Here is a 13,517-nt window from a genome sequence, read left to right as displayed (position 1 = left end):
AATACAATTTTTACATGCGCAATCTCCTGCTTATCCTGTTTTGCTTGCCCTGCGCTGCGTCGCTACATGCACAGGCACCCTCGCCGGATCACGTTTATATGAAAAATATCCGAACGGTAAAACTTAACCAGTCTGGTAATTTTCTTTCCTATCCCATCATTACGCTCAATGGTGGTGATCACCTGGATCTCCAGTTCGACGACCTGGATGCCGATGTGAAGAATTATTACTACACGATGGATCTCTGTAATGCCGACTGGACGCCGGCAGACATCAACCGGTTTGATTACCTGCGGGGTTTTGCGGATAACAGGATCACCGATTACCAGTTTTCTACCATGAGCCTCCAGAAATACACTCACTATAAGCTTACCCTGCCTAACCAGGATTGTAATCCGCTGCGTTCCGGCAATTACTTGCTAAAGGTATACCTGGACAGCGATACTTCTCAGCTAGTGCTTACCCGCCGGGTGCTAATCCAGGAGCCGCTGGTAACAGTTAATGGCAATATTAAACAACCCATCAGCCCTAAATTATTTTATACCGCCCAGAAAGTAAATTTTTCCCTGAACGTAAAGGGACTCAATATTAATAATCCTTACGATCAGTTGAAAATCTACATTCTGCAAAACTTCCGCTGGGACAATTACATCACGGGGCTGCAGCCTATGTATCTGAAAGGCGATGTGATTGAATACAATACGGAAAACGACTGCATTTTCCCGGGAGGCAAAGAATGGCGCTGGACGGATTTGCGCAACTTTCATTTGCGTACGGCCCGCGCCAAAAACCAGCCTGATACCACAGATCCCAACCAGGGCAATGTTATCCGTGTGCCGCCCGATTATAACCGGGCGGGCCAGCAGTATGAATATTATAAAGATGTGAATGGCCAGTACCTGCCTTCCATGTTGGATAATTACGATGTTAACATAGAGGGTGATTATGCCAATGTAACCTTCTCATTCCCCACACAGCAACCTTTTGCGGGCTACAATCTCTACCTGTTTGGAGAAATGACTGGCTACGAACTGACCAATGAAAACAAGCTTATTTACAATGGCGCCAAGAACGCCTACGAATGTACGTTTTACCTGAAGCAAGGCATTTATAGTTACATCTATGGCGTAATAGATCAGCAAGACCCTGCGCATAAATTTAATACAGAACTTACCGAAGGCAATTCCTGGGAAGCGGAAAATAATTACACCATTCTGGTTTACTACCGCGCACTGGGCGCCCGTAATGACCAGTTGGTAAACGCCACCACCTGGAGTTCATTGAGCAACCGGTAAACGATCGCGCGCACTGCATAAAAAATCCCCGCAACGGAAGCGCTGCGGGGATTTGTTTTATTGATAAGCATTAGCCCTGGTAACGGGTATCCTGAACAATTTGCCGCAGTTTGGTAATATTGGCTGCGCCGCGTTTAATGATAATACGGGTGCCCCGGTCGAAGGTAAGGTAGCGGTACATCCAGTTGGTAAATACCACCAGCTTATTCCGGAAACCCATTAACGTCATCAGGTGTACTGCCATCCAGGCCATCCAGGCAATAAAACCGGAGAGTTTCATGCCTGAAAATTCCGCCACGGCGCGGTTGCGCCCAATGGTAGCCATACTGCCAAGATCCTTGTATTTAAAGGGTCTTAGTGGTTGCTGCTGGCGTATTGCCAATAAATTGTGAGCCAGGTTTTTTCCCTGCTGTATGGCTACCTGCGCTACCATGGGGTAACCTTTGGCAAAAGCCGGATCATTGGTCAACTGGGCGGCATCGCCAATGGTGTAAATGTTGGCAGTGCCTTGCACCAGGTTATGGTCATCCACGATAATGCGGCCATTAGGAATAATGGCTTCCGGTGGTAATCCCTCGATGGGTACACCTTTCACGCCTGCGCTCCATAGCAGGGATTGGGAAGGAATGGTTTCGCCGTTGCTGAGTTGCAGCACCTTACCATCGTAATCTTTTACTGCTACATTGCACATAACCTTTACGCCGATCTGTTGCAGTCCATCTGCTGTTTTGCGGGAGGAGGCTTCGCTCATCGCGGCCAGCAGCCGAGGGCCTGCTTCTATCAGGTAAATATTCATCAGGTGCAGCGGCAGTTCGGGGTAGTCCTTAGGCAAAATGTGTTGTTTCAGTTCTGCAAAGGCACCCGCCAGTTCTACCCCGGTAGGTCCACCGCCTACCATCACGAAGTTGAGTTTTGGTTTTATTTCTTCCTCGGAAGGCATGAGGAGGGCTTCTTCGAACTGCTTCACCACATAATTGCGGATCTGCACTGCTTCGATCAGCGATTTCATGCCCACGGCATGTTCCTCAATGGCCTTGTTGCCAAAAAAGTTGGTATTGCTGCCTGTAGCCAGCACCAGATAATCATAGCGGATATCGCCAATGCTGGTTTCCAGTACATTGTCTGCCGGCCTCGCCCTTTTCACTTCGGCCATACGGAAGTGAATGTTTTTTTGTTTGCTGAATATGCCGCGCAGTGGAAAGGCAATGCTTTCCGGTTCCAGGCCTGCGGTGGCTACCTGGTAAAGCAGGGGCTGGAACAGATGATAATTATTACGATCCAGTAAAACGATCTGGAAGGGTGCATTTTTCAATTGTTTGGCCAGGCTAATGCCGCCAAAACCACCGCCTACAATCACGATCCGTGTTTGTCCGTTGTCCGGGATATTGGGTTGAATCATAGCAAAGAAATTAAGTCCATATCAAAATTACGGAACTTTCAATAAAAAATGAAAGTTTATTTACATTTATGAAATTAGTTTATTTGGAGGGATACCCACTTACATATGGAAAAAATAGCGAAGAGAGGGTTATAACATGTATTGAAAGGATGGCTCACGCAGCGGCTTGGTCATAAAACAAAAGGCCTAGAAGCTGTACTGAGGCGGGCTTCCAGGCCAATGCGTGTGGGGCACTACTTCGACATTTACCCCTTGGCGTCTGCCAGGAATTTAGCCAGGCCAAGATCGGTAAGCGGGTGTTTGAGCAGCCCCAGGATAGGTTCCAGTGGGCTGGTAACTACGTGGGCTCCCAGTTCCGCGCATTTAATGATATGCAACGGGCTGCGGATGCTGGCTGCCAGGATTTGGGTGTGATAGCCCTGTACATTAAAAATGTGGGAAAGTTGCCCAATCAGTTCAGTGCCATCCCAGCCGGAATCGTCTATGCGGCCAATGAAGGGCGAAACATATGCAGCGCCTGCCTTTGCGGCCAGTATAGCCTGACCCGCAGAGAAAATAAGGGTGCAGTTAGTACGGATACCATTGTCGGTAAACCATTTGATGGCTTTCACTCCATCTTTAATCATGGGAACTTTCACCACGATATTAGGATGCAGGGCGGCCAATTCCTTGCCTTCCTTAATAATTTCATCGAAAGTGGTAGACACTACTTCTGCGCTGATATCACCGTCTACCAATTCACAGATGGTTTTATAATGCTGCAGAATGTTTTCATGGCCTTTAATACCTTCTTTGTGCATTAGCGAGGGGTTGGTCGTTACGCCGTCCAGCACGCCAAATTCATGTGCTTCTTTGATCTGGGCAAGATTTGCCGTATCTATAAAGAATTTCATAATAATGATTTTTAAGAATGAGAAGTATGGGCATGGCTGCAAGTAAAGGGCCACTTTTCTGAGGAGGGGTGGGACAGGGGCAGGGGGGAGTACTTAAAATAAAAAAAGGCAAGTTACTTATATCGCACCGCTACAACCACCTACCCTTGCTACATTCCTGTCCTGGGGGGATTCAGTAGGAGCTGGTCGTATAAGACTTGCCGGCTGCAAAGTTATACGAATTTATTGAACTACAAAATCATTTAGCCTACGATCTTACAGTGGGTAGCTGAAATCTTTTACTGTCGCGCATTACAGTCCGCATCGTTTTTCAGAAATGCAGGTCGTATAATTGTTGCTGGCTTGTTTCAAGTTCTGCGGTTAGTTGATGTACAATGTGGGCTATGCTAGAAATGTCGTGTATCATTTCCACACTTTGGCCGGCGGTCCAAAGTTGCTGATAGGCACCGGGATGTACCGCTTTTTCCAGTTTTTTCATGCCTTTGAGCTGTACCAGCATTTTAAAATATCTCTTGGTTTTAGCGTTGCGAGACAGCAATTTTTCCAACCAGTTTTGCCGATAGCCCATCTGTTTGGCGGCAGGGGTATTGATGATATTGCAGGGTGTGCCTGACAGGCGTTCGGTGGGCACAATGTCATCCATTCCATATTGCACAATGCCTTGCTTATAGGCATCGCTTACGCCGGCTTCTGTACTGGCAATGAAGCGGGTGCCGATGGATACGCCTGCGGCATCCAGTACCAGGGCGCTGGCTATCTGTTGTCCGTTGGCAATGCCGCCCGCCGCGATCACCGGTAAGTGGGGAAATGCCCCCCGCAGGGCTGGTACTAATACCTGCATAGGGTAAGGCCCGGCATGCCCACCAGCACCGGCACACACGGCAATAAAACCGTCGGCACCTTCACTGGCGGCCTTTTGGGCATGCTGGAGATTGGTAACATCGCAGAGTACCTTGGCTCCATAGCTGTGGGCGGCGTCTATCACCTGCCGGGGGTTGCCCAGGGAGGTAATGTAGAAAGGAACTTTGGCAGCCACACATACCTGGAGGTGCTGCTCATATAATGGATTGCTGCGCTGTACGATAAGGTTTACCCCATAATTGCCCCGGCGGCCATCCAGTGCAGCCTTACGGGCGTTGAGCCTTTCCAGTACCGCCGCCAGTTCACCATCTTTCCGGTAGTTGAGGGAAGGGAAGGTGCCGGCTATTTCCTGCTCCATAGCCGCTTGTACCATAGCTTCATTACTTACCAAAAACATGGGGGCCATTAAGATCGGGTAGCGGATGCCGAAAGCGGTGGTGAAAGTATTACTCATAAAACGGGCTTCAATAAACGGGAATAACTTAAATGTAAGGATTAATCCGTGATTGGCCCGGTCATGCACAGGGCCCGGTACTTAAAAGTGGCGTGGAATGAGGCATTTTACCCCAATTGCCGGCTGCGCCTACCTGCGCACTGGGGATTAATTCCGCAAATCCATGTGCCGGGCCACAAACTTGCCCAGGATATCGAATTCCAGGTTTACGGTGTCGCCAGCCTGTAAGTGCTGTATATTGGTATGTTCGTACGTATAGGGAATAATGGCCACGGTAAATTCATCGTCGCGTACATTAAATACGGTGAGGCTGATGCCGTTCAGGCAGATGGACCCTTTTTCCACTACCAAAGCAGCAAACTGTGTTGCAAATCCAATGCGGTATACCCAGCTACCATCTTGTGCCGTAACAGACAGGCAGGTACCCGTGCCATCCACATGCCCCTGTACCAGATGGCCGTCTATGCGGCCATTGAACACCATGGCCCGCTCCAGATTCACGGCGGCGCCGGGTTTAAGTTGGCCCAGGTTAGTTTTTTGCAGCGTTTCATCGATGGCCACCACGTCAAAGGTGGCCGCATCCTGGCGGGTCACGGTAAGGCAAACCCCGTTATGTGATACGCTTTGATCTATCTTGAGTTCGGCTGCCAACGGTGTTTGTATGGTAAATTTAAGGTTGCTGCCCTGGCGTGCTGCTTGCGTTACGGTGCCGGTTGTTTCTATAATTCCTGTAAACATGGCTGTTGGTTTGTGTGTGCAAATTCCTCAATAATATGCCAAATCCCAAATCCGGCTATGCTGGTGAAAATGTGGTGCGATAGCCCTACCTTTGGCGACCCCCTGCGGGTGTGGGGTGCGGGCTGGCAGCGGATCAGCATTGTATAAAGTGTAAGTAGGCCGTGCCGGAAAAATTAAGAAAGGGTTTGTTTTAATTTAAAATAAAACGCTTATCTTTGCTGTCCATAAAAAAATTAAAGGAATTTTATGTTAATAATTGACTCAAAGGATTGCGAAAACATTGACAAAGCGCTTAAGAAATACAAGAAGAAATTCGAAAAAGCGCGCGTATTACTACAACTGAGAACGCGTCAATCGTTTACCAAACCTTCCGTTAAGCGTCGTACCCAGGTATTGAAGGCTGTTTACCGTCAGGCCCTTGCCAGCGGTAAGATCGAGGATTAATCCACTCATTTAAAGGAGTGTAACTTATATTTGATGATTGTAAAGTTTTCAATAACTTTACAATCATCAATTTTTTTGTATTGACTGAACTGCAAGATTTCGTTGCCCGCTTTCAGGCCTACCTGCGTTTTGAAAAGCGCTATTCCACGCATACGGTAACTGCCTACTGTACTGATTTACAACAATTCCAGGATTTTATTGCTATAACATATGGCTTGCTTCCGGTGGCCGATATTGGTCATGTGCATATCCGCACTTGGCTGGCGGGGTTAATGGCCTCCTCCATTTCCGCCAAAAGCATCAACCGAAAGATTTCCACCCTTAAATCGTTCTTTAAATTTATTATCCGCCAGGGTGCACTTAAGCAATCGCCTATGGTGAAGGTGGTGTCGCCCAAAACGGGCCGTAGGCTGCCGGAATTTATTGACGAAAAGGGAATGCAGGCTTTGGAAGAAAATCGTTCGCCCCGTGCTGGTGAAGAAACCCATCTCATTTTTACGGACGACCTCGAGGGGCAAACCCATCGCCTTATTTTTGACCTTCTATACAATACCGGTATACGCTTGTCGGAGCTGATTGGCCTACAGGAGAAAGATGTAGACCTGGGTCATGAAATGATAAAAGTGCTTGGTAAAGGAGGAAAGGAGCGGAGGGTACCTGTGAGTAGCGTATTGTGTACACAGATTAAGGACTATCTCGTTTTGCGGCGTAAAATAATTGCGTCGGAAGCGGCGGTGCTGTTATTGCATCCTAAAAGCGGTAAGCCATTATATCCTAAGTATGTTTATAATATGGTGCGTGGGGTGCTTACCCGCCACAACGTTACCACCATTAGTAGGAAGAGTCCTCACATTCTGCGTCACACCTTTGCCACCCATTTGACCAATAACGGGGCGGATATTAATGCAGTGAAAGAGCTGCTGGGGCATGCCAGCCTGGCCGCTACGCAGGTATATACCCACAATACCATAGAGAAGCTGAAAGCCGTTCATCAGCAAGCCCATCCCAAAGCTTAAAATTAACAAAATAAATTCCGTGTACTGGCTTTAAAAGCCCGTAAAGTTATCTAAATTAGAGAGGGAGTTCTTTACAAAACTAAATAGCCGCCTATGACAGATAGCTGTACTATGTGAATTCGATTGTTAATTTTTAAAACCAAAAGTGCTATGAACGTTCAGATTCAAACATTGCATTTCGATGCAGATTCCAAACTGATTGATCATGTAAGTAGGAAAATCCAGAAATTAGACACATTTTATGACCGGATTGTCAGTGTGGAAGTATACCTAAAGTTGGATAATATAGCGCACCAGATTAAAGACAAGATTGCAGGGATCAAAGTGCATATCCCTCAACATGATTTTTTTATTAAGCACGAGTCTAAATCCTTTGAAGAATCCTTTAACCTCGCCTTCGATGCTCTTGTGAATCAGCTCAAACGTACCAAGGAGCGGAAATTTCAAGTAAAATCTTAAAAATATTTTTGGAATTAAGTTTCTCTTTACTACCTTTGCCATCCCATCAAAAAAGAGGGGGTGTTAAAGGTAGTAAAGTTCTTTGTAGTAGGGCATTCCAGCCAAATTAATGCTTAAAAAACTTTGTTACCGGGAATCGCAAAAAACATTTTGTAGTTAGCACAAAACGATTAATTTTGCGCTCTCGTTGAACGGGTTATGAATTAAAAAATGCCAGCATAGCTCAGTTGGCCAGAGCTACTGATTTGTAATCAGTGGGTCGGGGGTTCGAATCCCTCTGCTGGCTCTTTGAAAATCATTTCCCGGTTGTAGCTTCGCCGGCCAGTTCCATCGGATAGCATTTGGGAAAAGATAAAACGGGCAGGTTCCAGAGCGGCCAAATGGGGCGGACTGTAAATCCGCTGTCTACGACTTCATAGGTTCGAATCCTATCCTGCCCACCACTAGCATATGTTCTGCTTTGATAAAAGGCGGAACATATTTGTTAGAATAATATGCCTACGGGCGCATGCGGGAGTAGCTCAGTTGGTAGAGCGACAGCCTTCCAAGCTGTAGGTCGCGGGTTCGAACCTCGTCTCCCGCTCTTTGAAAAGATAGACCAGCTAAAACAGTTGATGTTTAATAGTTAAAGCAGTCCTCCCTGTATATTATTAGCCTTTAACTAGAAAATAAATAAGCTGTTGTAGCTCAGGGGTAGAGCACTTCCTTGGTAAGGAAGAGGTCGTGAGTTCAATTCTCATCAACAGCTCATCACAATAAGCTTCACCGGCAACGGAACAGGTTATTGAAAGACTAAAAAAACAAGGCGTTGTAGCTCGTTGGAAGAGCAGGCGCTTAGGGCGCCAGGCAGTGAGTTCAATTCTCATCAACGGCTCTAGTTTGTAAATGCCGTTTTTTTAAAACAACTATCAATACAATCTTTACAAACCTTCTAAAAAGAAAATACAATGGCAAAAGAAACCTTCAAGCGGGATAAACCCCACGTAAACATTGGTACCATCGGCCACGTGGATCACGGTAAAACTACCTTGACCGCTGCCATTACCAACATTTTGGCCAATAAAGGCCTGGCAGAGAAGAAAGGATACGATGAGATCGACGCCGCTCCTGAAGAAAAAGAAAGAGGTATTACCATCAATACAGCACACGTAGAATACCAGACTGCAAGCCGTCACTACGCACACGTAGACTGCCCAGGTCACGCTGACTATGTTAAAAACATGATCACCGGTGCCGCCCAGATGGACGGTGCTATTCTGGTAGTTGCTGCTACGGATGGTCCAATGCCCCAGACTCGCGAGCACATCCTGCTGGCCCGTCAGGTAGGTGTACCTCAGATCGTAGTATTTATGAACAAAGTAGACCTGGTAGACGATCCAGAACTGCTGGAACTCGTAGAAATTGAGATCCGCGACCTGTTGTCTTCTAACGGTTTCGATGGTGATAACGTTCCTGTAATCCAGGGCTCTGCTACCGGCGCACTCGCTGGCGATGCAAAATGGGTTGCTGCGATCGATCAGTTGATGGATGCGGTAGATTCTTACATTCCTTTGCCTCCCCGTCCAGTTGATCAGCCATTCCTGATGTCTGTAGAAGACGTATTCTCTATCACCGGTCGTGGTACTGTTGCTACCGGTCGTATTGAACGCGGTCGTATTAAAGTAGGTGAAAACGTTGAAATCGTTGGTTTGCTGCCCGAACCGCTGAAATCCACTTGTACTGGTGTTGAAATGTTTAAGAAACTGCTCGACGAAGGTGAAGCTGGTGACAACGCCGGTCTGTTGCTCCGCGGTATTGAAAAAACCCAGATCCGTCGTGGTATGGTAATCTGCCAGCCAGGTTCCATCACTCCGCACACCGAATTCAAATGCGAAGTATATGTACTGAGCAAAGAAGAAGGTGGCCGTCACACTCCATTCTTCAACAAGTACCGTCCCCAGTTCTATTTCCGTACTACGGACGTAACTGGTGAGGTAGAACTGCCAGCAGGTGTTGAAATGGTAATGCCTGGTGATAACGTTTCTCTGACCGTTAAATTGATCCAGCCTATCGCTATGGACAAAGGTCTGAAATTCGCTATCCGTGAAGGTGGCCGTACCGTAGGTGCCGGTCAGGTGACTGAGATCCTGAAATAAGCCTTTTCAAATCACAACATAAGCCATTGGCAGCGTAAGTTGCCAATGGCTTTATACACGGGCATAGTTCAATGGTAGAATAGAGGTCTCCAAAACCTTTGATGTGGGTTCGAATCCTACTGCCCGTGCATAATTGGTTAAAAAGTTAATGGTGAAGCGTTAATAATTAATCGGAAGATTAATGTTTACGCTTGCCTTTTTTTAGGTAGCATTTGAATTTATTGGTAAAAATCTTAAATCTGCCTAACTTACCATTTTACAATACACCATCACCTTTACTAATAATTTCCTACTCATGAATAAGGTTAGAAACTATTTCCGCGAATCCTACCACGAGCTGGTACATAAAGTATCCTGGCCTACGTGGAGTGAATTGCAGTCTTCTACCGTTGTAGTGCTGTCTGCCACCATCGTTATCACTTTGCTGGTATGGGGTATGGATCAGGTGTCTAGCCTGGTATTGAACCAATATTATTCTTTGTTTGCCAAATAAGCATTGCAACAATGACTGAAGAAATTACAGAAGTAGTTAATAACGCACCCTCCCCTGAAACCAAATGGTATGTACTGCGCGTAGTAAGTGGTAAGGAAAAGAAAGTAAAGGAATACCTGGATATAGAAGTGCGTCGTAGTGATTGGGGAAATGTGATCACACAGATCTTTCTGCCGGTAGAGAAAGTTTACAAAGTGCAGGCCGGTAAAAAGGTAATGCGCGAGAAAAACTTTTATCCGGGTTATGTGATGATTGAAGCGATAGATGGCAAAATGACCGATGAGGTAATACAGGCCATCCGTACGGTATCTGGTGTTATTCATTTTCTGGGTAAGGAAAAGCCTATTGCGCTGCGCAAATCAGAAGTGAATAAGATGCTGGGCAAGGTAGACGAACTTTCCGATCAGGGCATGACTATGAGCGAACCGTTTATTGTTGGTGAAACTATTAAGATCATTGACGGACCTTTCAATGATTTTAACGGGGTGATAGAAGAAGTGATAGAGGACAAGAAGAAGCTGAAAGTAACGGTGAAGATCTTTGGTCGTGCTACGCCGGTAGAGCTGAACTTTATGCAGGTAGAAAAACTAAGCTAAGGATTACTTACATATATTTAGAGGGTCTGTACCGATAGGTGCAGACCTTATTATTTAAAGGAAAAGGCGGCATTCTCCAGGTATAGGAAAGCAGTTTGGTTTGTCTTGAATTTGTAAAATTTCCTCAATAGGGGAGTGTAAGTTAGCAAACTTGGTTTCCCGATTTCGATTTTTTTGTTTAGAGAAATATTATTCTTTACCTTTGCATCCCCTTTAAAAGGTAATTTTCCACCTGACTTTGGGAGTTTGCCACAGACGTGGCGGACGTTTTAACCAAACTATATACTTCATCATGGCAAAAGAAATTGCAACGTACGTAAAATTGCAGGTGAAAGGTGGCCAGGCCAACCCTGCACCTCCAATTGGTCCCGCACTGGGTTCCAAAGGCGTAAATATCATGGAGTTCTGCAAACAATTTAATGCAAGAACCCAGGATAAAATCGGTAAAGTACTGCCCGTGGTACTGACCGTTTACACCGACAAGTCTTTCGACTTCGTTATCAAAACTCCCCCCGCCGCTATTCAGCTATTTGAAGCTGCTAAGTTGCAAGGTGGTTCCAAAGAACCTAACCGTAATAAAGTAGGTAAGGTAACCTGGGCACAGGTAGAGGCTATTGCCAAAGACAAGATGCCCGACCTGAACTGCTTCACCCTGGAAAGCGCCATGAGAATGGTGGCTGGTACTGCCCGTTCTATGGGTGTTACTGTGGACGGTAAAGCTCCTTGGGAAAACTAATTTGCAACCCCTGGCAACAGGTAAACTACTCAAAACGCTAAGAAATGGCAACGAAAAAAAGAAAAGTAGCAGATACCAAGGTTGAGAAGAATAAGATCTACTCCCTGAAAGAAGCTGCAGGACTTGTAAAAGACCTTAATTGCACTAAATTCGACAGTTCTGTCGATCTGCATATCCGCTTAGGCGTAGATCCTAAGAAAGCCGACCAGGCTATCCGTGGCTCTGTTACGCTTCCACACGGAACTGGTAAAACGAAGAAAGTGTTAGTGCTTTGCACTCCTGATAAAGAGGAAGCAGCAAAGAGTGCTGGTGCCGATTTCGTAGGACTGGATGAATTCATTACCAAGATTGAAGGTGGCTGGACCGATGTAGACGTTATCGTGGCTACACCGTCTGTAATGCCTAAAATTGGTAAGTTGGGTAAAATCCTCGGCCCGCGTAACCTGATGCCGAACCCTAAAACAGGTACTGTTACTAATGATGTGGCGGCTGCGGTAAATGAAGTGAAAGGCGGTAAGATTACGTTCAAGGTAGATAAGGCTGGTATCATCCACGCATCTATTGGCCGTATTTCTTTCGCTCCCGAGAAGATTGAAGAAAATTCTCAGGAACTGATCAACGCCATTGTGCGTCTGAAACCCTCCACTGCAAAAGGTACTTACCTGAAAGGCTTGTCCATGGCGAGCACCATGAGTCCGGGTATTGTAATTGACACTAAATCCGTTCAAAACTAATTGACAGTTTAGTGCAGGCATTAAACCGTTTAATTACAAAATCAAAGTCATGAATCAAGAACAAAAAAACGAAGTGATCGAACTGCTGAAAAGCAAGTTCTCTCAATATAGCAACTTCTACATCACCAACACAGAATCCCTGACCGTATCTCAGGTGAATGATCTGCGTCGTGTGTGCTTCGACAAGCAGGTAGAATTGAAAGTGGCCAAGAACACCCTGATCCGTAAGGCCCTGGAGTCTTTGGACAGCGAAAAGTACAGTGGTATCTATGAAGCCCTGCACGGTGTAACTGCCCTGATGTTCTCCGACAGTCCGAAAGAGCCAGCGGTGATCATCTCTTCTTTCCGTAAGGCTTCAGGCCCGAAAGAAACCAAGCCTGTTTTGAAGGCTGCTTTCGTGGGCGAGGAAGTATACTTTGGCGACAACCAACTGGCGGCCCTGGTAGCCATTAAGACTAAGAACGAGCTTATTGGCGACGTACTGGGTCTGTTGCAATCTCCTGCAAAACGCGTAATTGCTGCTTTGCTGGAAAAAGGCAAGAAAGAAGGCGCCGTAGCAGAAGCTCCTGCTGCAGAGTAAGGACTTCGTGGTTCCGGTATATGCCGGGCCTCATTAACAAAGGCTTCCAAGCTTCACTATAATTTTAGTAAACAAATCAAATTCAACAACAACTTTAAATTATCATAACAATGGCAGACGTTAAAGCATTGGCCGAACAATTAGTAGGTCTTACCGTTAAAGAAGTTCAGGAACTCGCAGACGTGCTGAAAAGCGAATACGGCATTGAACCAGCTGCTGCAGCAGTAGTAGTAGCAGGTCCTGGTGCAGAAGCAGCCGTGGAAGAAAAAACTTCTTTCAACGTAATTCTGAAAGCCGCAGGTGCCAGCAAACTGAACGTGGTAAAGGTAGTAAAAGACCTGACCGGTTTGGGTCTGAAAGAAGCCAAGGAATTGGTAGACGGTGCGCCGAAACCTATTAAAGAAGGTGTAAGCAAAGCGGAAGCAGAAGACCTGAAAGCTAAGCTGGCAGACGCTGGTGCTGATGTAGAAATTCAGTAATTCTTTGCATAATTATAATACCTCTTTATAAGGTCAAAAGCGCTTCGGTGCTTTTGGCCTTAACCCAATTGGGAAGGTACCTTTTTCGGAGGCTTCAGGGAAACGTTTCATTGCCCGTGAAACGAGCCACCGGTTAGGGAATTAACTTTTATGATGGTATTTTGGCAAAGAAAGCTTAATTTCCCCTAATTATACTTGTCATATA

Annotated in this window: 15 protein-coding genes, 6 tRNA genes and 1 other RNA gene; 17 read left to right on the top strand and 5 right to left on the bottom strand. The window is 46.1% G+C overall.

The features are described from left to right. Window positions 1-14: 14 nt before the first annotated feature. Window positions 15-1,295, top strand: coding sequence for a type IX secretion system plug protein (locus GA0116948_RS02460; RefSeq protein ID WP_089708626.1), 1,281 nt, complete (start codon window positions 15-17; stop codon window positions 1,293-1,295). 70 nt (window positions 1,296-1,365) lie between these two features. Here the strand turns inward: GA0116948_RS02460 and GA0116948_RS02455 are convergent, their stop codons facing one another. From GA0116948_RS02455 to GA0116948_RS02435, 5 genes are all read right to left on the bottom strand, one after another. Beyond that, a complete protein-coding gene (locus GA0116948_RS02455; protein ID WP_089708624.1) occupies window positions 1,366-2,694 on the bottom strand; it encodes an NAD(P)/FAD-dependent oxidoreductase in 1,329 nt (442 codons plus the stop codon). Window positions 2,695-2,939: 245 nt separating this feature from the next. Next, window positions 2,940-3,587, bottom strand: a complete 648-nt coding sequence (fsa, locus tag GA0116948_RS02450; RefSeq protein WP_089708622.1) for a fructose-6-phosphate aldolase — start codon at window positions 3,585-3,587, stop codon at window positions 2,940-2,942. A 103-nt stretch (window positions 3,588-3,690) separates the two neighbouring features. Further along, window positions 3,691-3,790: signal recognition particle sRNA small type (ffs, locus tag GA0116948_RS02445), an RNA gene on the bottom strand. A gap of 107 nt (window positions 3,791-3,897) precedes the next feature. Continuing rightward, complete coding sequence (locus GA0116948_RS02440) at window positions 3,898-4,902, bottom strand: NAD(P)H-dependent flavin oxidoreductase (RefSeq protein WP_089708620.1); 1,005 nt, start codon at window positions 4,900-4,902, stop codon at window positions 3,898-3,900. A gap of 147 nt (window positions 4,903-5,049) precedes the next feature. Then, window positions 5,050-5,640, bottom strand: a complete 591-nt coding sequence (locus tag GA0116948_RS02435) for a riboflavin synthase (RefSeq protein WP_089708618.1) — start codon at window positions 5,638-5,640, stop codon at window positions 5,050-5,052. A 246-nt stretch (window positions 5,641-5,886) separates the two neighbouring features. On the opposite strand from GA0116948_RS02435, the gene rpsU reads away from it, so the two are divergent. The 16 genes from rpsU (at window position 5,887) to rplL (ending at window position 13,312) form a co-directional block, all read left to right on the top strand. Further along, the gene (gene rpsU, locus GA0116948_RS02430; protein WP_089708613.1) at window positions 5,887-6,084 is read left to right on the top strand and encodes a 30S ribosomal protein S21; all 198 of its coding nucleotides are present in this window, start codon (window positions 5,887-5,889) and stop codon (window positions 6,082-6,084) included. A gap of 80 nt (window positions 6,085-6,164) precedes the next feature. After that, window positions 6,165-7,100 carry a tyrosine-type recombinase/integrase gene (locus GA0116948_RS02425; RefSeq protein ID WP_089708612.1) on the top strand — a complete coding sequence of 312 codons (936 nt, stop codon included), beginning with the start codon at window positions 6,165-6,167 and terminating at the stop codon, window positions 7,098-7,100. Between the two features lie 150 nt (window positions 7,101-7,250). Continuing rightward, entirely contained in the window at window positions 7,251-7,559 is a 309-nt protein-coding gene (locus GA0116948_RS02420) for an HPF/RaiA family ribosome-associated protein (protein WP_089708611.1), read from the top strand. Window positions 7,560-7,771: 212 nt separating this feature from the next. After that, window positions 7,772-7,845 (top strand) — tRNA-Thr (locus GA0116948_RS02415). A gap of 72 nt (window positions 7,846-7,917) precedes the next feature. Continuing rightward, window positions 7,918-8,002: transfer RNA gene (locus GA0116948_RS02410), tRNA-Tyr, on the top strand. A gap of 67 nt (window positions 8,003-8,069) precedes the next feature. Beyond that, a tRNA-Gly gene (locus tag GA0116948_RS02405) sits at window positions 8,070-8,142 on the top strand. 93 nt (window positions 8,143-8,235) lie between these two features. Further along, window positions 8,236-8,307, top strand: a tRNA-Thr gene (locus GA0116948_RS02400). Between the two features lie 56 nt (window positions 8,308-8,363). Next, a tRNA-Leu gene (locus tag GA0116948_RS02395) sits at window positions 8,364-8,433 on the top strand. A 73-nt stretch (window positions 8,434-8,506) separates the two neighbouring features. Then, on the top strand, window positions 8,507-9,694 hold the full coding sequence (gene tuf, locus GA0116948_RS02390) for an elongation factor Tu (RefSeq protein WP_089708610.1): 1,188 nt from the start codon (window positions 8,507-8,509) through the stop codon (window positions 9,692-9,694). A 57-nt stretch (window positions 9,695-9,751) separates the two neighbouring features. Next, a tRNA-Trp gene (locus GA0116948_RS02385) sits at window positions 9,752-9,822 on the top strand. Between the two features lie 167 nt (window positions 9,823-9,989). Then, a complete protein-coding gene (gene secE / locus GA0116948_RS02380; protein ID WP_089708609.1) occupies window positions 9,990-10,187 on the top strand; it encodes a preprotein translocase subunit SecE in 198 nt (65 codons plus the stop codon). An 11-nt stretch (window positions 10,188-10,198) separates the two neighbouring features. Beyond that, window positions 10,199-10,783, top strand: a complete 585-nt coding sequence (gene nusG, locus GA0116948_RS02375; RefSeq protein ID WP_089708608.1) for a transcription termination/antitermination protein NusG — start codon at window positions 10,199-10,201, stop codon at window positions 10,781-10,783. 292 nt (window positions 10,784-11,075) lie between these two features. Next, on the top strand, window positions 11,076-11,519 hold the full coding sequence (gene rplK, locus GA0116948_RS02370; RefSeq protein WP_089708607.1) for a 50S ribosomal protein L11: 444 nt from the start codon (window positions 11,076-11,078) through the stop codon (window positions 11,517-11,519). 44 nt (window positions 11,520-11,563) lie between these two features. Beyond that, entirely contained in the window at window positions 11,564-12,253 is a 690-nt protein-coding gene (gene rplA, locus GA0116948_RS02365) for a 50S ribosomal protein L1 (RefSeq protein ID WP_089708606.1), read from the top strand. A 49-nt stretch (window positions 12,254-12,302) separates the two neighbouring features. Continuing rightward, complete coding sequence (gene rplJ / locus GA0116948_RS02360; RefSeq protein ID WP_089708605.1) at window positions 12,303-12,833, top strand: 50S ribosomal protein L10; 531 nt, start codon at window positions 12,303-12,305, stop codon at window positions 12,831-12,833. A gap of 110 nt (window positions 12,834-12,943) precedes the next feature. After that, window positions 12,944-13,312, top strand: a complete 369-nt coding sequence (rplL, locus tag GA0116948_RS02355; protein ID WP_089708604.1) for a 50S ribosomal protein L7/L12 — start codon at window positions 12,944-12,946, stop codon at window positions 13,310-13,312. The last annotated feature ends 205 nt before the right edge of the window (window positions 13,313-13,517 follow it).

The sequence above is a fragment of the Chitinophaga costaii genome, assembly GCF_900094705.1.
Taxonomy (GTDB): Bacteria; Bacteroidota; Bacteroidia; order Chitinophagales; family Chitinophagaceae; genus Chitinophaga; species Chitinophaga costaii.
This window is presented reverse-complemented; position numbering and strand designations above follow the sequence as displayed.